Here is a 21826-nt window from a genome sequence, read left to right on the forward strand (position 1 = left end):
AAGACAAATTGTTTCATTTTCTTCGTATAATAAAAAACGAGCAGCCTCTATGAAATGAATCATAAGAGCTGTCTCGTTACATTTTCGTTATTAGGATAAGGCAGCTATTATAACAAGCACCCATGCGACGATAAATAACATTCCGCCAATTGGTGTAATCGCCCCTAGCTTTTTCACACCTGTCACGGCAAGCACATATAAGCTACCAGAAAAGAAAACAATCCCTGTAAACATCAAATATACTGCCCAAGAAAGCAGACTAGAGCTTCCTAAAAGTGCCTCATTAGAGAGAATACCTAGCCCCATAATCCCTAAAGCATGATACATCTGATATTGCACAGCCGTTTCCCAAATCGCTGCATAATGCAGTGAAGCAAACTTATCCTTCAGTGCATGTGCCCCGAAAGCACCTAAAATAACACCAAGACCTGCCAAAATCGCACCTAACACTAAAAACATTTCCATCTGTTGCTCTCCTATTTTGCCTCAACAGCAATTTCTTTATATTTGGCATCCCAAGCAGGATCAATTTTACTTAAAGAGACCGGGCGCAATGTATCCTTATGCGCAAGAATATGTACGGATTGAGCTGTGGCTGCCACCGTGCCATCCTCATGTAAAATTTCATAGCTATAGGTTGTTCGTAAACGATCATGCTTCTCCAACCAAGTACGTACTGTCGCTACTTGTCCATAATGCATGGCGGCCTTATACGAAATCGACAAATCCATTACTGGGGAAACATAGCCATCTTTTTCTAAAGCAGCATACTCAAAACCTACATCATTCACCAGCTGCGAACGCCCAATCTCCATCCAAATGATGTAGTTTGCATGGTACACCACGCCCATTTGGTCGGTCTCCGCATATCGAATCTCAATCTGTTTTTCACTCACAAACATTTTCTTCACCTCGTCCTACATTATAGCGTAAAAGTATTGATTTGGCGGGGTTTTTGCTCTAGCGATTAGAAAAAGTTTAAAAATCTAATTTTACAAAATTTTGAAATTAAATTCGGAAATATATTTGGTAAAGAATGTTGGTTTCCGTTTTTACCCGTTGTACCCCGATTAATTGGGGTACAAATTGGGGTACACTGGGGTACACAAAAATACACACCGGGCAGGTGCAATAAAAAAAGTCGCTCATTTTTTTGAGTGACTTTTTGATTACCATTCTATATAGGTGTTTAATTTATTCTACAATATGCAACTTATTTTTTTCATTACATCAATCCCAAAAGAGTTCAATTCTTTATGTATCAATTCGCTATCTTGCAACCCTTGACGATAGCTGTATTCCAAAAAAAATGACTCTACTATAAACATAGCACTTTCTAGTTCGTCTAATAATTTTCTTTGTTCATCATTTGACAATACTCTTTTTAACATATCCATTAAAGTAATTGCATTTGTATTAGCAATTTGATATTCGGGATCATTAATGCATTTTCTGTACGCTACTTCATGAATTTGTTCTTCTAAAATTTCTTTAAATGCTGTTTCAATTGTATTTTCCATATATTACCTCCATAAAATGAGGACATTCACTTTAAATCACAATTGTTTTTAGTTATAATTAATTTTGGTTAGTGAGTGAATGAAAGTGAATGTCACTCGTAATTTTCCACATCTCAAGTTGCTGCTTGGGATGTGTTTTTTTATTTTCTCTTAATTAATACCAGTGATTCTTTAGCACCCCCTGTATTTTATTATTAATGACTCCTATAGCCTTAATAATTGTTACATTTATGGTAGCATTGGAAGCATTAAATTTAAATGGGTTTCCCGACCAATTGAAAAATATTTGTACAGTTCTTACACCGTTCGACAATTTTCTTGTTTTCAAAGCGAAAAGACGCCAACTAATTTCCCATTAGGTGTTAATATTACTTTTTTTACCACCACTCTTCTTTTGCATTTATATAACCCATAAAAAGCAAAATTTCCTTCCTCCTCCATATAAGAATAGATTTTGAGAAATACACATCTCGTACGGATACGATCAAAATAATAAATAGCTAAAAGTTGTAATGTCTCGATGTCCATACTTTAGTATTCGAATTATTTGCATTTTTAAAACTAATCGACATTAATAAAATATACATGTTAAATATAAACAGATTACAAATAGCCACTCGAATCATCTAACGAGTGGCCTATTTATATCAATTCCTGCAATTCAATCCAAAGTCTGCCGAACTGTTTGGTATGCAATTTGGTTAAATCGACATTATTATATATTTTCTTTCTTGGAGGTGCCATTTTACAAATAAATGCTGGTTGTAGTTCTCCTGATGTTCGAACGCTCACAATTGCATGATAGGCAGGCAATTTATGTGCTTCTTCTATTGGTATAGTATCTTCGAACCGATGCTTAGATAAATCAAATGTTTTCGTATGATCATTCATAAATAGGAATTGTTGTACTCCTCCACCTTGTAAGTTTTCTTGTAATGACGGGGATAACTTATTCCAATGATGGAATGCATATAAACTGCCAAGACGTTCTTTTCTGCCCTCTGTGCTAATGCGCCCCATTAATTTACTTAGCCCATCTGTTTGGTACTGTTCTGGTTCATTAAAAATCACGAAACAGCCATTTTTCTTCTCTTCTTTCGTCATTAACATACGAGTCATAAATGTTTTAAGTGTAACCCAGTGCACCAGTGTTTTGGTTGCTAACTCACCTAATTTTCGATTCGGAATACGTAGTATTATCACCTTGCCTTCCTGCATCCACTGCGAGAAATCTACACTCTCAAGTGGATCTTGGGCAAAAGTATCATATAACACATCATTCCCGAAGAATTGATCAAGTCGATTAAGAATGGCATCGGCTTTACTGCCTAATGTATCATTTGTGCCCCAGGACATTAATTCTTTTGCTAGGCGTTGATTGCCAGAATCAATGAGCTGTGCAATGACATCTATTCTAAAATCTTCATCCTCAATTATTTGTTTGATTTTGTATAGTGAACCTCCTGCGGCTTTGGCAGCTGCTTTCAAATACTTTTGAGACCTTGTGAGTCCGTCAATCTGCATGAAGTCTATCATCTCATCCGCGAAACGAGAAGCCCCGTTACGACCAAGCTTCTTGATAACCTCTGTTAAATCCATAGGTACTTTATATTCATCATCTGAAAGATCAATATCTATGATTCGGTCTGCTGGTAATAAATCGCGCGCGCTATCTGCCATACCTCTGCCATCCTCGTTGATGGCGTCTGGAATGACAAAGCTAATGTTATATTTAGTGTTGCAATCTACTATCCAATTTATAATAGCTGTGTCTTTCCCTGCACCTTGCCCGCCTATAAAGGTATAGCCGCGATAAAATTCATCTGGATTGGAGACAGGCATGAAAACATCTATTTTAGAGTCCTTAACTTCTGCTACCCCCAAATGTATGCCATTTTGATCTTGCATAGCTTTGGGGATATCTACCTCAACCTGCCTTTTAGTGTTTAAAGCGTCAGCATACTTCCTTTGCAACTCTTTATTGGGCATCATCATCGCCAGTTTGCTCATTTCATCTGTACTCACTAAATTAACATTTGGATCATGACGAGTTGTAGTATTGAGCTTTAAAAAGTTCATTTCATCAATGATTTTTGCTCGTTTTTTCTTTGCTGATACTTTCACGTTGTGCAGCTCATTCGTTTCTGCTAAATCTTGCAAAGCAAGCGAGATAGATTCAGCCACGCTGTCTCGTGTCAATCTATCGGCAGAGTGAGAAGCTACACGTATATGAGAACGAAAAACAGGTAAGTTACCTTTCTCTCGGTTCATGTGAGTCGTACCTATTTCATCCTCTAAAGAATGAGCTTTAGTTATCACATCTTTCTTTTCAATCTTTTTATCTGATTTTAAAAATGAATTATTGAATGCTTGGAAGATGTCTGTGATTAAATCGTTTATCTCATTAATAAGAGCACTAGCACCTGATTTAAATGCGTTGCCAATACGTTTACTATTCACTGTAGCTCTTTGAGGTACTTTCCCTTTAGTTGCTTTTTCATACGTCCATTGAGCATTTTTCACCCATTTGTTGCGATTCTCCACTTCGTTACAGATGCTTAAACGAGCTGTATCACCATCATATTGAAGTTCTTCGATTACGTTTAATATGTTTGATATTGGTGTTTTCACATCATTCGAATTGCTATTTAAACTAAATATGTCATGCTTTAAGTATCGTAATTCTTGGACTATTGTATTTTCGATCGGTATATGTATATCATCCATAGTTGCTTCAGCAAATGTAACACTCATTTTATTTTCAATTTTTCTTTTTAATTTTTGAGCCTGAAATTCACTTGTCGCGACATAAAATTCTATAATCTTCTTCCCGTTTCGTTGTTTGAATAGTACTTCAAACCAAAACAAATCCTTTTCTCGGAATCTGAATTTGAGACCTTCTCTTTCAAGGCGTGATCCGGGCTTTTCATACATCTCATACATTTTATGCAAGGCCCGCCACAAGCGCTTATTGTTATTAGTGACATTTGCATGCGGAATAATGCGATATACAATCATATTATTCCGCACATACTCAAAATAATTTGACACTTTCAACTTATTTTTTAGGTTTTTGAATGTAAATACAGATTTAGACGTCTCCTCACGTAACGCTGGCAAATATTCATTTATCACAGCTGGATAGTACATTGTCATATCAAGCACCTGCCAATACACAAAGAGATGCAATTAATACGCATGAATACACCCCTAAAGGTTTTATCATACCTTGCCCTGCTGCTGTACAAACAATAACTGCTGCACCTGTAGCTAAAGTTGAATATCCAATTAAATCTGGTAAAACCCCTACAAACCAATCCCATGATGTACTTATTACACTTGTAACCGTTTCAGATGCAGACTCTTTAATATGAGCAATTAATTTACGATCTGCTTCTTCAATCCATTTATCGATGAAATTCATTACTCCATCCCTTCTATATTGATTTTAGGAAGTCTCTAATATCAACAGCATGGCGAGCAAGTAGGTAGCCACAACATACGCCAATCAACAACTCGATAGCTTTTGAACGATGTCCTAGTGTCCATGCAGCTCCTGCAAAAATGATTACTAGTACTACTCCCGCATCAAATATGTTCATCACTGCATCATACACATTTTTGAATGTACTATCCGTTGTAGCAGCAAACACAGTGATGGGTGATGTCACAACAGAAGTTGGAATTGATAATGTGATTAGTTTAGGCATTATAAAGGATGATTTCTTTTTAATTTCATCGATTTCAACTAGCACCTGAGTCAAGTTCGGATTCTTATAATCTTCTTTCAAAAAATCATAAGCAGGGTTTAAAATCATCTAATCGCCTCCATGTATTTATTATTCACCTCATGGTAAAACTAACAACAAAACATTGAGAGGACGGATAAAATGCCTTTTGTAATTGGACTAGGAATCGGCGCTGCTGTCGGTATTGCCACTCACATTATCGGTGCGTTTCTTTAATTGTTCCTGCATACGAGCAAGCTTTTCTTCTGCTGTTTCAAGCGATGATACTTGCTCGTTTTTGTTTTTTTTAGATGTTACCTTTGTTGCTTCTTTTAGAGCTATGTCTGCAAGTATTAATTTTTTTACATAGCCAGAAAAATTCCGTCTCTTTACGTGGTCTAAAATTTTCTTATCTGATTCATTGTTACGGTTAAAGGCTACAGGTTTTGAAAATCTGTTCTTTTCCATGACTACCACTCCTCACTAACGATATGAGCGATATTAGCGTATTATACATAAAAAATGACGGATATTGAGTCCGCCATGTCATGAAAGCTAATAGCGCTTGCTGCTATATAGCTTATGCTCGTATATTAATAATAATGTCTGTCCAAACGAACAATTTACAAATGTCTTTTATCAACATTATTCTTTATCTAAAATTCTACTTTTATTTGGGTAAAAATTGACGTTGTTCAGGCTTAATCATCCTCGTCAACCAGCGATGCTTTTTGTATGCGATCGAATGTAATACGCTTTATTGAAAAGTCAGTATCTAATAGTAATTCCTTTTTGTAGATATCTTTGCCAGTGATCTTCCCTACTTCATCATACAACTTGTGATTATCCCACAACGTTAGCCTAACGAGTTTTCTTAACTTAAATGCTCTTTGTATGATTTGTTCTATCTCTTCTAATTCCCACTCTGTTAAGTCACGTCTTTCATCATAAAATTGCTCTTTTTTCCACTCCTTCAACTGAACCAAGTGTTCAGGCAGCATCAACGATGTCCATTTAATATCTCCACGGTCATGTATCAATACAATCACTCTCCACTAGAATTCGGTATCAGAAATACTCAAAATATCTAAAAAATGTACTTTGTGAACATTAAAGTATTTATCTTTGATGTGAATTAGCTTAGTGTTTACATCCATGTTTGTGACCATACCTTCTAAAAGCTCATCGTGCTTATAGATGGTAAAAGCTTTGGTCTGCTTTTCTTCCATTGCTTCAGTTAATGCATTTGCTATTTCTTCTAAGTCAAATTCGTCTCGATCCATGTGCTTTGGTTCTTTCTTTTTAGTAGGCGTTTTTGTTTTAGCTGCCACTTTAGCCACTCCTCTTAAGAACGTTCGTTCGTTTCTATAGTAGAACAAACGTTTTTGTTTTGACAAGAGTAAATTACAGGAAAAATGAAATCTCTGTTAAAAAGTATACTTTTATAAATAATATTATTTTTATATTGACCAACATTATAAAGTAAAGTACAATGAAAACAAATACTAAGAAGAGGTGTTTTAAATGACGACATTAAGTAAAAAAGAACAAATCATTCAGGCTTCAATTAACATTCTCAGTCAAGCTGGTGCTGCTGGTAAAAAGTATAGTGATTTAATGGAACTACTTGAGGGTATATTCCCTGACTTCCCTAGAAACACAATTCACGGAACCGTTTGGAAACTTCATAAAGAGACTGATGAAATCAAGAAGAGTGGACGTGGTCAATTTATACACAAATCTTACTTGAGTACACATGATATGGATGGAGATGGGTCTTCAACTTTATCAGACTTTTTGAATAGAAAAGAGTATAATATTATAATCGAGTATTTAGAAGAGTTTCGTGCAGATTTTGAAACAGTAGAAATCGTGGAATTAAGTGGTTTGGATCGCGATTCCTTTAACAAGTTTAACTTTTTACTACAGATGTCTAAAACACTTAATTCAATTAATGAATAATAAGCTAAAGACATTTTGTTGTGTTTAATCTTTTAAGCAAAAGAAAAGAGTAAGTTCACTCTTAAAGTGAACTTACTCTTAAAGTTTCTATGCGTTTGCCAAAATAATTTCATCGCTGATAACTGAATTAACCCCTGGTTTAAAAACTCTAGCCCACGGTGAACCAGGACGATGAGTTAGATTAACTAAATCCCATGCAGAATGGTATTCATATTTATCGATAATATCATGAATAACATCTAATGCGGTTAAACCACACTCTGATGAAAATATTCTCATATAAGACGGGTTTACCGCAATTTCCTTTGAGGTGATAATTACAGTATCATCTTCTTCGTATGGTATTGTACTGGATCCATACTCTCGGAATTCTTCATAAAGAGATTTTGTCACAGGCCCATGTTTCCATGCCAAAATCGGTTCATTAAATAAAGGAACTCCTGTATTTACTAAGTGTTTCTCGTATATTAAATAAACTAACTTTTGTAACTTCAATTGTGTCGTTGGCAATAAAGTTAATACATACTTAGCAATATCTATAGCAGTTAAATCTCTATCTTTACCAGCGATATCTATAAAAACATTAGGATCTTGAACTAAAATAACATCTTTAAAATAAGTATCAACTTCAATTACAGAATTCCATTCAGGAGAAGAAGTAGAAAAACGATGTATACCTAATTGAAGGTCACCATGTTTCTTTTTAAATTTCTTTAAAAAGTCTTTCATAACTTCATTGTCAAAGGTTTCCTCACTATAATGCCAAGCAATACGTACACCTTTTGAATAGACACTAGAAATTGCTATGAAATGTTTGTACATTCCTTCTCCTCCTCCTTCATATTTTGAGAATCTTTATAGATTCCTGGCCATTTTGTATAATCTTGTTTATGTTCAGCGTGGGATTCATCATTTGTATGATGATCTGCCCTATTCCAAATCTGTAGTTCCCATGGAAAATACTTATTATCCCCACTACTGAAATAAATATGTGTTGCCTTATAATTGTTCTTACTTGAATTATGTACTTTTACATTGTATTTTTCAAGCAAATTATTTAGCTTACGAACCATTTCATCACTGTGTTCGAAATCATCCATCCATATTCTAAAACCCAATAGGTCGTTTAAACACTTATTTATATTGACTGCACCTAGTTCTTGTTTGTTATGTCTATAGTGTAAAATTTTTGACATTCTTGAATCTGGATTTTTAATTCTTGAAGTTATTTCTATCTGTTCACTTAGAGTATCGTATGAATCATCTAATTGAACTTCAATCAATAAATCACAGTAATCATTAATATACTTTATAAATCCTAGTTCTACGCCTTTTGTATCACACACATGCCTTATTTGCTTTCTTTTCAAGTTGTAAACATTCGACCCTTTTTGTGACGAAATCCATGCTTCGGAAAATCTTATGTGCATTTGACTTATTTGATCTACAATAGCTATTATAGACTGTTCGCTCGATATTAATACCATAATATTTTCAACACCTTTTTTATATTAGGCAAAACAAACTATTACTATTTTACCTTTTTGAGCAAATAAAAAAAAGCCCAAGAAAGCAATTTGAGATGCCTTCTTGGGCTAAAAAATTAGCTTATTTAGTTTTTCTATTTAAGTATGCCATTGCATAACTAATTAGATCTTTATCGGTATACTTATCTACATTTTCATGCTTGCTGCTAAACAATCCTTCACTTATGCCTCGTTGAATCATTTCCTTACACGAATCACGACCTGTTTCATTTAATAATTCTTGTGCCAATTCACTTTCCCCCTTTTGTTCTGATTCATTTGGTTCCATAGCTTTTTTAATACGGTTCAAGAAACTATTCCAACGGTCTTCTACCAATATACGGTGTGGGCAATACTTGCCGTTCCAATCTTGGTGCTTCTTCACTCGTTCAATACCCCATCCAAACTGTTTTAAAAGCTTCGCAATGTATTGAACAGCGTTTTCCTCTGCAACTCCATAACGCACGCCACCACTTTTGCTGTAACAAATTTCTACACCAATTGAAAGCCGATTCCCTTTCTTTAAAGCGTTAGGATCGGTACTCCCTCCACCGTCCCCGCAATGCCAAGCGCTACGGTTAAAAGGAATTGCTTGAATAACCTCTTTATCATCCACGGCAACATGATAAGATACTTGATTATTGTTATTGATCATGTAAGTAATTTCATTAACTGCTGGTGCATCATTTGCTGTGTTGTGTACTGTGATATATTGAGGCACCATTATGTATGGAGCCTTGATTGAATATTTACTAGAGGATAAAAGAACTTGTCTGAACGTATATGTCATTTCGTTTTTTCCTCCTTAGCATTGAAAATTTCTAGTGCCTTTTTGACCGGTGCAGGCATGTCCACACCCAACTTCGCTGAATTTTCACCTAAACTAACTAACTCGTTTAAAATGAACATTAGTACAACTGCATCAGGAATAATTTGCCCAATTGAAAAACCTTGGTCTTGTAGGACTAAATAAATTAGATTTGCTACTACAATCCAAACCCACATCATGCCTTTTTTAATGATGCCTTGATAGCCACGTTTGCTACTGATTGTTCCCCAGTTAGCTGCCATACCTGATAGAAAATCGATTGCATTAAGAATTAAAAGTACCGTCATTAATAACCCCCAACCGCCTACAAGCCACGACACTACTCCGCCTACTGTGCTAAGTAAAAATTTAAATGATTGTTCCATTTATCCACGTCCTTTGCCCTTTTAAGTGAAAATAAAATGCCATGAGAAGTATCGAGATTCAGTACAGTGTACCGTTTGCCCATCTCGATTGCTCTCATAGCATAATAAAAGCACTCACGTATAAAGTGAGTGCTTAGTTATTATTCAAAACTATACGTTTTTGCTGTTTTATCAATTTCAACAGCATAGAAAATTATGTTTCCGAATACATCCACTTCTTTAGATAAAATGCGATATGAAAGATCATTCCTGGATATTTTATCTGACTGCATCATAAGAAGTGCTGTTGAGTATTCAACATTAAATTGATGACTGCTTTTTGGTCCGTGTTCTTTTTCAGCTTCAATTGTAATAGATACTTTCTTTTCAGAATCCAATTATATACACCCCCTTTTTACATACCTACTTTATTCGACAAAAAGAGTAATAATTTCCTGCATTAATGACAAAAAACGTTAGCCTATCCTTGTACCTATTTCTTCAACTCATACTTCAATGCGTTGATCTCCCCACGAATCTTACTAATAAACGTAGGCTTATCATTATCAAAAACTACCGCAACCTTTCGTTTGCCATATTCGCAAATCACTGTTGCTGCCGTAATTCTTGTATCCATAGTAACGCCCCAACCCTTATCACGGGCCGTCACCATATCGCCTATACTGTAATCTTTTTCGAATATCAAACGTGATGTAGTCAGTATCTGGCCACTTAAGTAAATTTCTTGAGCATGTTCTGACAGCTTTTCATTACCACGCTTATTTAAATCAGCTACAACCTTTTCAACAGGACGTGGGTTTCCCTCATCATCTTCCTCTGACACATCTCTGGCATCCACAAACATTTCATAACGGTCAGCACCTACAGCATCACCAATCGAAATAATTCTTCGCTCGACGCCTTCACCCTGTCCTGCAACGACTGCAAAGTTCTTATAATCCATATCACTCTCGGTGTATTCAAGGGATTCGATCGTCTCAAACTCTGTACTAAAGATAGCTTGCGGCAGCCCTGTTTGATTGGCTACTAAATTTCTTCCTTCTTTCACAACGAATACAAAGCGTTTATTTTTAAGATCAAGCTCAATGTTCCAACCTAATCCATGAAGCTCTGATAGTTCGGTCAGCTTTTCATTTAATGGGTCGTACCTTGAATTTTCTTCAATGGCTGGACCTTTATTTTGGTTAGCACCTAGCACTAATCGTGGAAAGATACGCGCAGGATCACTAGGATTAATCATCTGTGTGTTCACAAAATGTCGCATAACTGTTTCTACATTCCCTGCCACACTTTCATGAGTCTTGCCTGCTGCCGGATAGATAAGGCGCTGAGACGTGAAAGTTTTTAGAGACAAGGCTTTAATGCTCCAGTTCTCCGTTTGCTTGCCGTTTTCATCTAACTCAATTTCTCGATGCCTAATGATATATGCTTGATCTAATCGATTGTAAGGGAAAATGATATTACCTTTGACCAGCTTGTCAGCATGTTGTAGGTAACGATTGATCTGTAGCTCTAACTCTCCAATACCTGACCATGAGATACCTATTTGAGCTGAAGAATATCGGTCAACCTCGCCAAGTAAATTAAATTCATCATCAATGATTCTTAGTGGAATGTTTTGCAAGTAATCACCTTCTTCTCCATAATAAAAAGCACCCTCAGGTGAGAGTGCCTTACTTTATCTTAATTGAACTGTTTTTAGATTTTTGCTCCAACAAATTCAATATTTCATCTAATACAACCATATTGAACGAAGCATGTGGAACAAACGGTGCAATTGTACTTAAGTTGGGTTCATAATAATCATATGAATCAATCGTAATACCACCGAATTGCCTTAAATGATTCATATCAACTATATCATTTGAAAAATCCGAAACAATTTGGTTAAAAACCATATTTCTTATTTCAGCATTTTCAAATCTATAAGATTTACTCTCACTTACTTTTCCATCTGCATAATCTAAATTGATTTGATATTCTACATACATTTTTCTCACCATCCTCTTGTCTATAATAATTCGACAAAAGGGTTTATTTACCTTTGAATTCAGACAAAAAAATAACGCTAGCTTTATGCTGCGTCTACTTGTTTTCGTTATTCTGTTCAGTCGCTTTTATTTTGATAGCCTCTTCTTCGGTTATTAATTCTTTAGTAACAGCTAAATCAATTTGTTCCTCCGTAGCTCTACAGTTACACCAATTGCGCAAAAATAGATTGTAAATGGCACTCAAATCAATTACCTCCCATCGATAACATTAATTGCATAAGCAATTCATCTTGATCTGTTTGAGATTTTTCGAGCGCTGTGTTGGCTTCTTTGACTGTAACTAATTCATTTTGCAAATTTTGAATGATTTGCTCGGGTGATAGAGGTAACTCGAAATACTCGTACGACATTTCTTTAGTATCTTTGTTGATATGCAATTCCCATCCTTTACCGTTGGTTTCGGGTTCGGGAATAGCTTCTACCATGATACCACTTCGTAAATCGTCTTCTGTCCATCCTGTTGTGTCGTATGCTATGAGTTGAACTTTTGTTCCACTTGGATGATTTGAGTCTAAAAATACTATTGGCATTGTGTGCCCTCCTATGTCATTATCGTATATGTTTGTTTACTTCTAAACACTTCACCACTAGCACCCGAACCTTGCACCCTAGCAAGATACAACTCTGGGTAAGGCGTGTTAGGCGTACGATCAATATCGAGTCCTAGCATAAAACTTGTAAAGCTAGTGGTGGCATGCAATTTACATTGCCACATAGCCCCTAGCTGTGGCGTAAATTTTGTAAGTCCGAAACCGTTTTTTCCACTATTGTGCACTACATATATGCGACCTTGATTATCAATTTCCATGCCTTTAGTTTCGTTCGTATACGTTCCTGGAATTGAATTAAATACCGTTGAAGGGTTGCTGATGGCACGCGTTTGCATAGTGCCGTAAGCACCAAGTAAAACAAGTTTCTGATTAACTTCATCTACGCGTATACAGTTTACGATTTCTACCGACTGGAAACCCGTTAAAGTCGTAGTGGTAACAGCACCTGTAGCACCATTGATTTTATACAATGTGGATACATATGAACCTGTGTATTCGTAAGCGATAACAAAAATTTCATTGGATTGTGTTGCACATATCGCTGTGATTATACCTGTACCCTTAATAATACCACTCGCTAACGTCCACAACTTAGTGCCATTTGTGGCGAAACGTAAACCCGTAGTACCATTTTGAAAACCTATAAAGCCTTGATTATTAGGAATATGTGTAACCCTGTTAGCGCCGTCCATTCCTGTGTCTGTTGTTTCCCAGTATTGCGCCGCGACATTATTTGAGTCCCTCTTTGATATTTTCCCATCTACCATAGAAATGTAAAGTATACGATTATCTGCATCTAATGAATGAGTATAACCGGTAGTGTTAGTTGTGGTGGTCTGCCACTTTAATGTCTGACCGTCATATGCTTTATAAGCCATGCCCGCTGCTAAATGTAGTACCTTATCTACGTGGTTGTATCGTACAAGCGTCGGCGATGTTGCGATGTTGCTCAATACATTGCCGTAGTTCAATATCAACGGTAGATCGCCAAAAAAGTTAGATGTAATACTTGACGATAACTTGTCAATCGGTATTTCCTCGCTAGTACCATACGCAACGAGCGTACCCGTCTGCTCCCCGTTGTCATTGGTAAATGTCTTGTCTTTTCGCACGTCTTGAGGTTGTGCGTTTCCCCCACCTCCTTCACCCTGTAAGATAAAAGCCCCTGCACGATAACGAACTGTATATACACCATTAGCCTTTGCGTTACTAAATGCTGTGCCATTAGCTTTCTTAATAGGAATAGCACCTAATCCATTTATATTTAACGTCATTGCTGCGGTACTATTTGAGTTAACTGGAAATGAAACAGCTAAGCCGTTTTTATAGCTTGTAAGACCATCAATGGTTGCCGTTAATACATTTGCTGTGCCACCTATGGTTTCAATCCACTTTATATGTGAAACATCAGCTATATGATTATCAAGCCCTTGCTCTAAACTCGCTATTCGAGATGCTAAATTGGCTGCTACATTTTCATCTAATATATCTTTAATCGATTCAATCCAAGTTAAATATTCTTGTTTCTGAATTGCTTGCCACGTCTCAAAGTCATTTTTCTGCTGTAATTGCCAAGCTTCCATATCATCCTCAAGCGTCTGTTTCTTGAGATTAAACCAATAATCCCATTGCTGCTGGAACACGCTTGTTGGTACGCTAATCAGCGAATAAACGATACCACATAGATTTTCTACCATACGTTCATCGACTAGCTTTAATGGCTCTAAGGATGATGTATTTTTGGTAAGACGAATTTGAGCTAACGATAATTCAAATACATATTGATCTCGTTGTAATGCTGGAGGTACAGGGTTGGTAGCCGATACGCCTTCTTTTACAAACAATCTGATGAATCGTGCATTGTTGCGTTTATCGAGTCTCAATACAATACGGTCAATGCGGTCTAAATTTGGCTCAGGTAGACCATGCGTTAAGAATAGTGGTGTTGTATTTTGATATTGATACCCTTGTATTAATGCCTCCCCAGCCTCTACGTACGTTTGCATGGTGCCTACATTTACCTTTACTTGTAGATTAGGTGTGCCGTTCTTATGTAACAGCCCACTAGACAGCACATTACCAAAGTAATCGGCAAAGTCACTCGCATAGTGCCAACGTTCATCTCCTGGTGCTGAATTAAAAAACTTAAATATTTCAGCCACTTTCATCCCTCCTATACTGCGTTGTATCGCTTATGGTAGCTGATGTTTACAATTGCTCCTTGGACGTCATTATCAGCCGTATAATTGATGTCGTTTTCTCCTAGCTGAAGTTTAAAAAATACACTGTCTAAATGGAGCCAGTTTATAACGTTTCTTCGAGATCCATCTTCATCAACAAATTCAACCGATTTTGTCCCTGGTGTTGTATCAATTACCATCTTTTCACCTTCAGCAAGCGTTTGATTAACTTTGATAAACTCGCCAGTTGTTATATTTTCAATTTTCGGATTGGTTGCAGGGCCATAAAACTCGATGTAGAGTGGTGCTGCAACATCTCCATCATTGTTAATGATCCGTCTATCTCGTTGCATTCCCATTTGAAATGGTCCACTGAAAGGAAACTGAAATAACGGTTTAAATGCTGGTTCTTCATCGATTTTCAAACTACGCCAATACGGATCTGGTGCCACAAAATTAAGTAAGCCTTTTTGTAATGTTTTAGCCCTGCCTTCACCATCTGGGAAAATCGGTACACTAGATGCCACTACTAAAATTTCGCGTACTAGAAAATCATTTTCATAACGTAGAGTACCAGGACCAAGCTTTGGATTGACAATACGTGCTACCTCTGTTCTCCGCCTTGACACGGTTTCATATCCACCCTCGTCAACCGCATTAACAATTAAGAATGTAATATCAATAGAACGCTCCTCTAGCAATATATCAATCAATGTACTGCCATCCTCGTAGGGCACCCGTTGTGTTTGTAAGTTGGTTGGTACATCGCCAAGACCGATAATTTCTTGCAAATAAAAAGGAGGACCGCCAAATGTGACGGACTCTCCAAAACGATTGGTATATGTGACGATCTCCACTAGACGACCACTCCTTTAATTAATTGAAAGCCATTTGTTGGGCTACTTTTTTCAATTGACGCGCATTCTCTGATGGAGATAAATGCTTCGGTGAATGTAAGTGCACCTCTTGATGTACCCCTTTATCATTTGTACCTTGTCCACCTTCACCGTTTACATCAACATCTACTTTTACTTTATGTTCAATTTCCGTTTGTATGGCATCGATGGCACCATTAATGTCGTTAATAATATCGCTAACTTCAACGTGCGGTTGAATCCATTCAGCTACTCTTTCAGCAGCTTTAATGGCATCCGATTTCATGTCAGCTAGACCGATAATAATCCCTTTCACCAAATTATGACCTATCATCTTTTTACCCCAACGGCTCGGGCTATGGATGTCTAGAGCTCCTTGAATAGTAGCTTTGATACTTTCAGCAATGGACTGAGCTTGTGCGAGTAGGTCAGGCGTTAATTCTGATAATCCTTGTTGCATGCCTTTAATAACATTACGGCCTATTTGAGGCATTGTGGCAACCATCGCATTAAACTGATTGACGGTACCTGTGCGCACTTCTTTAATTTTGTTGGCCCATTCCGTTTTATAGGTATCTAACTGCGTAGCTGTTTCAGCTGTTAATTCTTCAATCTTTTTAGCTGTATCTTCTTTCATTCCTGTTAGCTCTAATTCAGCTTGGGAACGTGCTAGGTTAGATTTCTCTTGCCATAATGCTACATATTCGGCTAGTTGAGTCGCGCTCAACGTATTTAAAGCTGCAATTTCGGCTGATGCAGATGGTCCTAACGCTTGTAGTTCTGCTAACAAACCTTGGTCAATTCCTTTAGCTCCTAGTGCCTGCAGATTGGCTGCCCATTCTTTAAACGCATCGTTCTGCCCTCTCAAGTTATCAATTAACTTTTGCCCAGACGCAGCTGCCTTCTCTTCCATTTCATCAAAGATACCAGCAACATTATATAAGGACTGAGTCCGTGATTTAACTGCATCCTCATATTCTTGTGTAAGTGCTTTGGATCCATCGATGAGTTTTTGATTAGCCTCTTGAATCTTGGATGTATATTCTTCATTGAGAGATACTAATTTCTCATGAATTTCTTTCTTTGTTTGTGCTACTTTTTCTTCGTAGTAAATACGTTCCTCACTACCAGCTTTGTATTGCTTCATGTACTTTTCATAAGCTGCTAGTTCCTGAGTAAGTGACAACCGATTGAAATTCTTTTTACGCTCAATGTAATTTTTCTCTTTTTCAAACTGTTCTTTGGCAAGTTCGGCCATTGCTTTATTGTAATTATTTTGCGCTTTAATACGTTCTTTTGTATTTTCCTTAAACAGAGTAGTTGCATACTTCCAGTACCCTGCTTGTTGTTCAGTAGACCATAATTCAAGCGATTCTTTATTAGATACATACTGCTCTAAGGCTTCTAACGTTTCAGCTTGTGACTTACTTCTTGCTTTAGCTAGTGCATCAGCTTCTTGTTTGGCTAATTTCTGACGACTAGCTGCAGCATCAGCCATGATGTTATTGATGCGTTGCTGTTGAGCCTTCGTATTTGTTTGAGTTTTTTTTGATGCTGATGCTTTAATAACTGAAATTTGTTGTTCAGTTTTACGGTCAAGATCAGCACGTTTCTTAGCATAATCTTTTTGAATGGCAAGAGCATTCGCACTTGTATTGGACGTTGAATTTTTAACAATATAATTAATGTTATCCATCGCGGATTTCGTTGTTGTAATAGACTTACTAAAATCAGGAATAGCCTTACCAGCCATGATATTTGTCGCCTTTTGAACTACGTTAGTAGCAAACTCAATACCCTTAGCAACACCAATTGGAATCCATTTGGCTAAAGCAATCATGACGCGCGATGGCGAGTGAATACCTAGTTTGTTTCGTAGCCATTCTGGTAGTAATTCAGCAAGCTCCATAACCTTTGCCTTTACCTTGCCGAACCAGTTATTGATCCCTGTCACTAAACCAGCTACAATATATTCCCCAATCTTCACTAGACTAATGTTTTCTAGGAATGATTTAGCTGCATTCCATCCATTAACGACAGCCGTTTTTACATTCTCCATCGCTGTTGAAACAGTGTTTTTAAATCCGTTCCATATTGTTTCGATGACATTTTTAATACCATTCAGTATTGTAGAGACTGTATTTTTAATGCCTGTCCAAATGCTTTTGATAACGTTGGCAATAGCATTCAATACGGCTGAAATGAAATTTTTAATCCCATTCCAAACTGAACGGACCAGACCAGTGATGCTTGTAAACATATTATCTAAGAATGAAGCGATGCTACGCCAAATACTCATGAAAATCGATTTAATGCCTGAAAGAATGGAATCAAAAAACGACTTTATCCCTTTCCAAATAGCCTTAATCGATGTTCCCATTCCAGTAAAAATAGTATCAACGGTATTTCTTATAGTAGCTAAAGTGTTCGTAAAGATACCTTTAATCGTTGTCCAAATGCCTTGTAGGAATGTCTTTGCAGTGGAGCCAAACGCTTTAAGTGGTCCGAGTAATTTACCTACAAAGTAGAGGTTCACAACACCCCATACAGCTTGTAATGCTCCGACTAAGATTTGCTTAACGCCATCCCATACACCCTTCCAATCTCCTTGGAACAAAGATGTGAACACCTTTACAATGCCTAGAATTATGTTTACTGCACCTTTAATTACATTCATTATTGCGTCCCATGTAGAGACAATTAAAGCTTTCACAACAGGCCATACAAACTTCATGATAGCTCCGATGACTGTCATGGCTGTTGTCACTACATCCCCAATAAACTTCCAAATTGTAGATGCAGTTGCCTTAATGCTTTCTTGGTTTTCATTCCAAAATGACGTTATCTGTGACCAAACTGACATGACGGAATTTTTAATGCCTGCTACAGCCATGGAAATTCCTGTTTTAATTACTTCCCAAACGGCTTGAACTTGTGACCTAAATTTCTCATTTGTTTGATACAAGCGTACCAAGACTGCAATGAAAGCTACTATCGCGATTACAATTAAACCAACTGGATTTGTTATTAAACCTTTTCCAAAGGTTTTAACAAAGGTCAAGATTTTTGCTCCTACTGTTGTCAAAGTTCCACTAAAATTAGTGAATAGTCCTCCAACACCCTTCAAAGCTTTCCCTAAACCACCTGTAATGGCTGGACCTAACCCTTTAAAAAGCTCTCCAAACGCAATGATATTAGGAACAACCGCAAGTAAAACACCACCAATTGAAATAAAACTTGCTATTAGAACCCCTATCATTCTGTTACTTTCCATTCCACTGTTCATGAACTCTAGAATACTATTCACAATATTCATCAGTCCTGCACCAACAGGAGCCATACCGATGCCCAAGTTCACTAAAAAATTAGTAAGGTTACCGATTAGTTGCAATACACTAGGCGCTGTTTGCTGTACATAGGATAGGAATGTTTGGAATCCTTGATTTTGCGAAAGACTTGCTGACCATTCCTTAAATCTCGCCATCATTGCCACAAGACCATCCATCATACCTGATGATGAGCCAGCAAATGCACTAAAGAAATAAACTATGCCGGCTGTCGCATCTCTGAAGATTGCTCTAATCTTTGGCATATTTTCATTTACATAATCCATAAATGATTGGAATTTGGTACTACTTGAAAGGCCATTAGACCATTCCACAAAACGTGCTGTCATTTCTTCAAAGCCTTTTGCTGTCGATGCTGTCAAAGGGGCAAATGCCACTAACATACTAGCTAGCCCTTTAAATACGTTCCCCATTGATCTCGTTACTGTTTTCAGCATTGGGGCACCGGTTGTGTTCAAGTAATCTAGAAACTTCTGAATAGGTGGTGTGCCAATGACTGTGTTCAGTTGCGTCATCAAACTAGATACTGCCTGAGCACTTGATAAGAATAACGGTCTTAACTTCGTTAATAGAGTGTTTGTTATTTGCATCGCACTCGTAAAAGCATTTAATACTGGCTTTTCTGTTTCTTTTACAAGCGATTGATACGTTTTCTTCATGTTGTCAAAAGAAGATTTGGCATTCATTTGAGCTGATGTTAATTTCGCATTTTCATCAAACAACTTTTTGATAGTTGGTATTGCAACTGCTGCAAATGCTCCAGCTGCTACACCAGCACTCGCGAACGCTCCAGCTAAAGCAAAGGTTGAACCTGCTACTGTACCGATCATTGGACCAAGGTTAGCAATAGCTACTCCAATATTCGCTATTAGTGGTGCAATCATCGGTAGAACAGCAATCAATGAACCAGTTAGGGTGTGTTGCATCAATTCACCAAAGGCACGAATATCTGTGGCAATGCGTTGTATCTTTCTTTGAAAGTTCTCTATTCGGGCCTCTATCTTAATGACGACCCTTTCTCGAACTAATGTAGCTATACGCGCTCGAATTTCGGCCATACGACGGTTAAACTCGGATACATCTGCTCCAACATCTACGTTCACATCATTTGCAGTAGTACGTATCGTGTTTTGGACTTGTCGCATACGGGCCATAAATTCTGTGATACGTGCACCAATGCGTGCTGTAAAGTTACCGTTCATCTACCTCACCCTTTCTTATTAAAGTTTTCAGCCCATCGCTTCATCGCTTCTTGTGCCTTGGCATGTCGAGTAGTATCAATCTTCTTCGACTCTTTCCATGCGTTATCACCTTCAATAATTCGCTTGCGAGCACTTCTAGCGTCAAACAAGTCCTTCTCGATGTTCAACTTTTTCTTATTAGCAGCGATACGATGAAAAATAGCCATACGAGCCATGTTTTCTAAGTCGTCAACATCTTGGAGAAGAGCACCTTTTTTAAATGCTTTGTACTCATTAGGCGTCCACGACATAATGAGATCTACATCGTAAATCTTCATGTGCTGTGCAACGTCTGTGAGCACTTCCAGCCATTCTAGTCCGTCGACTCTGTTGTTTCGCCCAATAGCTCCGCCTTGGCGTCCATTAGCATTTGAATACCCTTCTCGTTCTCGGCTTTTTCCTCGTCTGTCTTGCCCATCGTTTTGAATAGCTCTAAGTTCTTCCAAAACGTCTTCACACTTTTTTTGAAAAAACCCGATGCATTGATTTCTTGGAAAGCCTCTTTGAATAATTGATCTGTGTCTCCGTACTCATTGATACGATCCTCTAAAGCTGCTTCAATATCTGCGATACATGGACGAGTTTTTAAATGTGCTAACCCACAGTCCCAAAACGCTTTTAATGCATCTAAATCGAATTGTAGAAGCCCTGTATAGATACCATTAAAGCCACCAACCTCATTTCCACTCTCGTCTGTTTGGTTGTAATTTTTATCTGCTAGATTTTTAAACGCAAAACCGAATTTCGCCTCTTGTTGTGAACCTGCAATTGTTAATGTAGCCATGTTATATAGCCCTCCTAATGTTTTTAAGTAAAAGAAAAAAGCACCCCCTGAGAGTGCTTTGATTATGATTCTGTGACTGTTACAGCAACTGTCGCTGTTTTACCCCCACTTGCTGTTGTAATGGTGATTGTTGCTGAACCTTCGGCCACACCTGTGATTAATCCAGCAGATGTAACCGTAGCAACAGCCTCGTCACTAGAAACAAATGATACATTTTTGTTGGTTGCTTCTACTGGAAGAACTGTAACTGTAAGTTGGCGAGTACTGCCTACTACTACCGATGTTGTTTGTGGTGTAACTGATACGCTCTCCACTACTACACCTTCTGTTTGATCCTTACCAAATTCGCCCGACTTTTCACCAGGTGTTTCGAAGCCATAGCGTGCGAACTCAATTACTTCAGTTGGCAATGGCGGGAGCTCCCCAGTTTGAGATTTACCGATAACTTGTAATGTTGCTGAAACCTCTTGGAACCCGTCACCAGGACTAGATTTCTCTACTGACTCAACTAACGTGTAAGCAAACACAGCATCATGTTTACCATTTGCATTGAGCTCTAGGTCAACTTCCCACACCTTTAATTGCTTTTCGTTTCGGATAGCTTTTAAGATAGCCTTTTGCCCTGGATCACTTTTATCACCATAAGCTGTAATTTCAAATGACTCACTTGATTGACCGTAAGCTAGGATACGTCCGAATTTCGTCTGTTCATCTACAAGTTCATTCTCCATAGAGTAAGAGTTTTCGGTTAAATTACCGATTAAAAATCCATCCTCACCAAGAGCAGCAGTTGCCAATTGTACGAGTAAGACCGTGTCTTTACCGTTTTGCATAATTTTCCCTCCTAAAATAAAAACAGCCCCAAAA

The 21826-nt window shown here is 37.5% G+C and carries 24 protein-coding genes and 1 pseudogene; 1 reads left to right on the forward strand and 24 read right to left on the reverse strand.

Translation table 11 applies throughout. The annotated features are described in order from the left end of the window. Positions 1-90 precede the first annotated feature (90 nt). The 9 genes from AC6BKE_RS19900 to AC6BKE_RS19940 all read right to left on the reverse strand — a co-directional run bounded on the left by AC6BKE_RS19900 (position 91) and on the right by AC6BKE_RS19940 (position 6579). Positions 91-465: a DUF423 domain-containing protein gene (locus tag AC6BKE_RS19900; RefSeq protein WP_499857769.1), complete on the reverse strand. Its 375-nt coding sequence runs from the start codon at positions 463-465 to the stop codon at positions 91-93. 11 nt (positions 466-476) lie between these two features. Then, positions 477-902: an acyl-CoA thioesterase gene (locus AC6BKE_RS19905; protein ID WP_499857770.1), complete on the reverse strand. Its 426-nt coding sequence runs from the start codon at positions 900-902 to the stop codon at positions 477-479. A gap of 297 nt (positions 903-1199) precedes the next feature. After that, a complete protein-coding gene (locus AC6BKE_RS19910; protein ID WP_499857771.1) occupies positions 1200-1520 on the reverse strand; it encodes a hypothetical protein in 321 nt (106 codons plus the stop codon). A gap of 642 nt (positions 1521-2162) precedes the next feature. After that, the gene (locus AC6BKE_RS19915; RefSeq protein ID WP_499857772.1) at positions 2163-4676 is read right to left on the reverse strand and encodes an ATP-binding protein; all 2514 of its coding nucleotides are present in this window, start codon (positions 4674-4676) and stop codon (positions 2163-2165) included. 1 nt (position 4677) lies between these two features. Further along, positions 4678-4944: a hypothetical protein gene (locus AC6BKE_RS19920; protein WP_499857774.1), complete on the reverse strand. Its 267-nt coding sequence runs from the start codon at positions 4942-4944 to the stop codon at positions 4678-4680. Positions 4945-4957: 13 nt separating this feature from the next. Beyond that, on the reverse strand, positions 4958-5338 hold the full coding sequence (locus AC6BKE_RS19925) for a glycosyltransferase (RefSeq protein WP_499857776.1): 381 nt from the start codon (positions 5336-5338) through the stop codon (positions 4958-4960). A gap of 90 nt (positions 5339-5428) precedes the next feature. Next, positions 5429-5716, reverse strand: a complete 288-nt coding sequence (locus AC6BKE_RS19930; RefSeq protein WP_499857778.1) for a hypothetical protein — start codon at positions 5714-5716, stop codon at positions 5429-5431. 233 nt (positions 5717-5949) lie between these two features. Further along, positions 5950-6288 (reverse strand): YolD-like family protein, encoded by a 339-nt coding sequence (locus AC6BKE_RS19935; RefSeq protein ID WP_499857780.1) that lies wholly within the window; start codon positions 6286-6288, stop codon positions 5950-5952. A 15-nt stretch (positions 6289-6303) separates the two neighbouring features. Beyond that, positions 6304-6579 carry a YolD-like family protein gene (locus AC6BKE_RS19940; protein ID WP_499857781.1) on the reverse strand — a complete coding sequence of 92 codons (276 nt, stop codon included), beginning with the start codon at positions 6577-6579 and terminating at the stop codon, positions 6304-6306. Between the two features lie 193 nt (positions 6580-6772). Here AC6BKE_RS19940 and AC6BKE_RS19945 point away from each other — a divergent pair, with 193 nt between their 5' ends. After that, a complete protein-coding gene (locus AC6BKE_RS19945; protein ID WP_499857782.1) occupies positions 6773-7210 on the forward strand; it encodes a hypothetical protein in 438 nt (145 codons plus the stop codon). A gap of 87 nt (positions 7211-7297) precedes the next feature. Here the strand turns inward: AC6BKE_RS19945 and AC6BKE_RS19950 are convergent, their stop codons facing one another. The 15 genes and pseudogenes from AC6BKE_RS19950 to AC6BKE_RS20020 form a co-directional block, all read right to left on the reverse strand. Next, positions 7298-8032, reverse strand: coding sequence for a Panacea domain-containing protein (locus AC6BKE_RS19950; protein ID WP_499857784.1), 735 nt, complete (start codon positions 8030-8032; stop codon positions 7298-7300). Continuing rightward, entirely contained in the window at positions 8014-8697 is a 684-nt protein-coding gene (locus AC6BKE_RS19955; protein ID WP_499857785.1) for a RelA/SpoT-related domain-containing protein, read from the reverse strand. The genes AC6BKE_RS19950 and AC6BKE_RS19955 overlap by 19 nt, the downstream gene beginning before the upstream one ends. Positions 8698-9054: 357 nt before the next feature. Next, positions 9055-9526 (reverse strand): annotated as a pseudogene (locus AC6BKE_RS19960) (peptidoglycan recognition protein family protein); the annotation flags it as partial. Then, positions 9523-9930 carry a phage holin family protein gene (locus tag AC6BKE_RS19965; RefSeq protein WP_499858328.1) on the reverse strand — a complete coding sequence of 136 codons (408 nt, stop codon included), beginning with the start codon at positions 9928-9930 and terminating at the stop codon, positions 9523-9525. The gene AC6BKE_RS19965 and the pseudogene AC6BKE_RS19960, both read right to left, overlap by 4 nt. Before the next feature lie 140 nt (positions 9931-10070). Then, entirely contained in the window at positions 10071-10307 is a 237-nt protein-coding gene (locus AC6BKE_RS19970) for a hypothetical protein (protein ID WP_499857786.1), read from the reverse strand. Between the two features lie 95 nt (positions 10308-10402). After that, positions 10403-11554, reverse strand: coding sequence for a siphovirus ReqiPepy6 Gp37-like family protein (locus tag AC6BKE_RS19975; RefSeq protein WP_499857787.1), 1152 nt, complete (start codon positions 11552-11554; stop codon positions 10403-10405). Positions 11555-11603: 49 nt separating this feature from the next. Further along, the gene (locus AC6BKE_RS19980; RefSeq protein WP_499857789.1) at positions 11604-11921 is read right to left on the reverse strand and encodes a hypothetical protein; all 318 of its coding nucleotides are present in this window, start codon (positions 11919-11921) and stop codon (positions 11604-11606) included. Positions 11922-12015: 94 nt separating this feature from the next. Then, positions 12016-12165 (reverse strand): hypothetical protein, encoded by a 150-nt coding sequence (locus AC6BKE_RS19985; RefSeq protein WP_499857790.1) that lies wholly within the window; start codon positions 12163-12165, stop codon positions 12016-12018. 1 nt (position 12166) lies between these two features. Next, positions 12167-12511 carry a hypothetical protein gene (locus tag AC6BKE_RS19990; RefSeq protein ID WP_499857792.1) on the reverse strand — a complete coding sequence of 115 codons (345 nt, stop codon included), beginning with the start codon at positions 12509-12511 and terminating at the stop codon, positions 12167-12169. An 11-nt stretch (positions 12512-12522) separates the two neighbouring features. After that, on the reverse strand, positions 12523-14694 hold the full coding sequence (locus tag AC6BKE_RS19995) for a hypothetical protein (protein ID WP_499857794.1): 2172 nt from the start codon (positions 14692-14694) through the stop codon (positions 12523-12525). A gap of 11 nt (positions 14695-14705) precedes the next feature. Continuing rightward, the gene (locus tag AC6BKE_RS20000; RefSeq protein WP_499857795.1) at positions 14706-15569 is read right to left on the reverse strand and encodes a phage tail family protein; all 864 of its coding nucleotides are present in this window, start codon (positions 15567-15569) and stop codon (positions 14706-14708) included. Between the two features lie 19 nt (positions 15570-15588). Continuing rightward, on the reverse strand, positions 15589-20136 hold the full coding sequence (locus AC6BKE_RS20005) for a phage tail protein (protein WP_499857797.1): 4548 nt from the start codon (positions 20134-20136) through the stop codon (positions 15589-15591). Between the two features lie 5 nt (positions 20137-20141). Continuing rightward, positions 20142-20453 carry a hypothetical protein gene (locus AC6BKE_RS20010; RefSeq protein ID WP_499857798.1) on the reverse strand — a complete coding sequence of 104 codons (312 nt, stop codon included), beginning with the start codon at positions 20451-20453 and terminating at the stop codon, positions 20142-20144. A gap of 35 nt (positions 20454-20488) precedes the next feature. Next, entirely contained in the window at positions 20489-20959 is a 471-nt protein-coding gene (locus AC6BKE_RS20015) for a tail assembly chaperone (RefSeq protein WP_499857799.1), read from the reverse strand. A 62-nt stretch (positions 20960-21021) separates the two neighbouring features. Further along, the gene (locus tag AC6BKE_RS20020) at positions 21022-21792 is read right to left on the reverse strand and encodes a phage major tail protein, TP901-1 family (RefSeq protein WP_499857801.1); all 771 of its coding nucleotides are present in this window, start codon (positions 21790-21792) and stop codon (positions 21022-21024) included. Between the last annotated feature and the right edge of the window lie 34 nt (positions 21793-21826).

It is taken from the genome of Lysinibacillus sp. COL-1 (genome assembly GCF_059814265.1).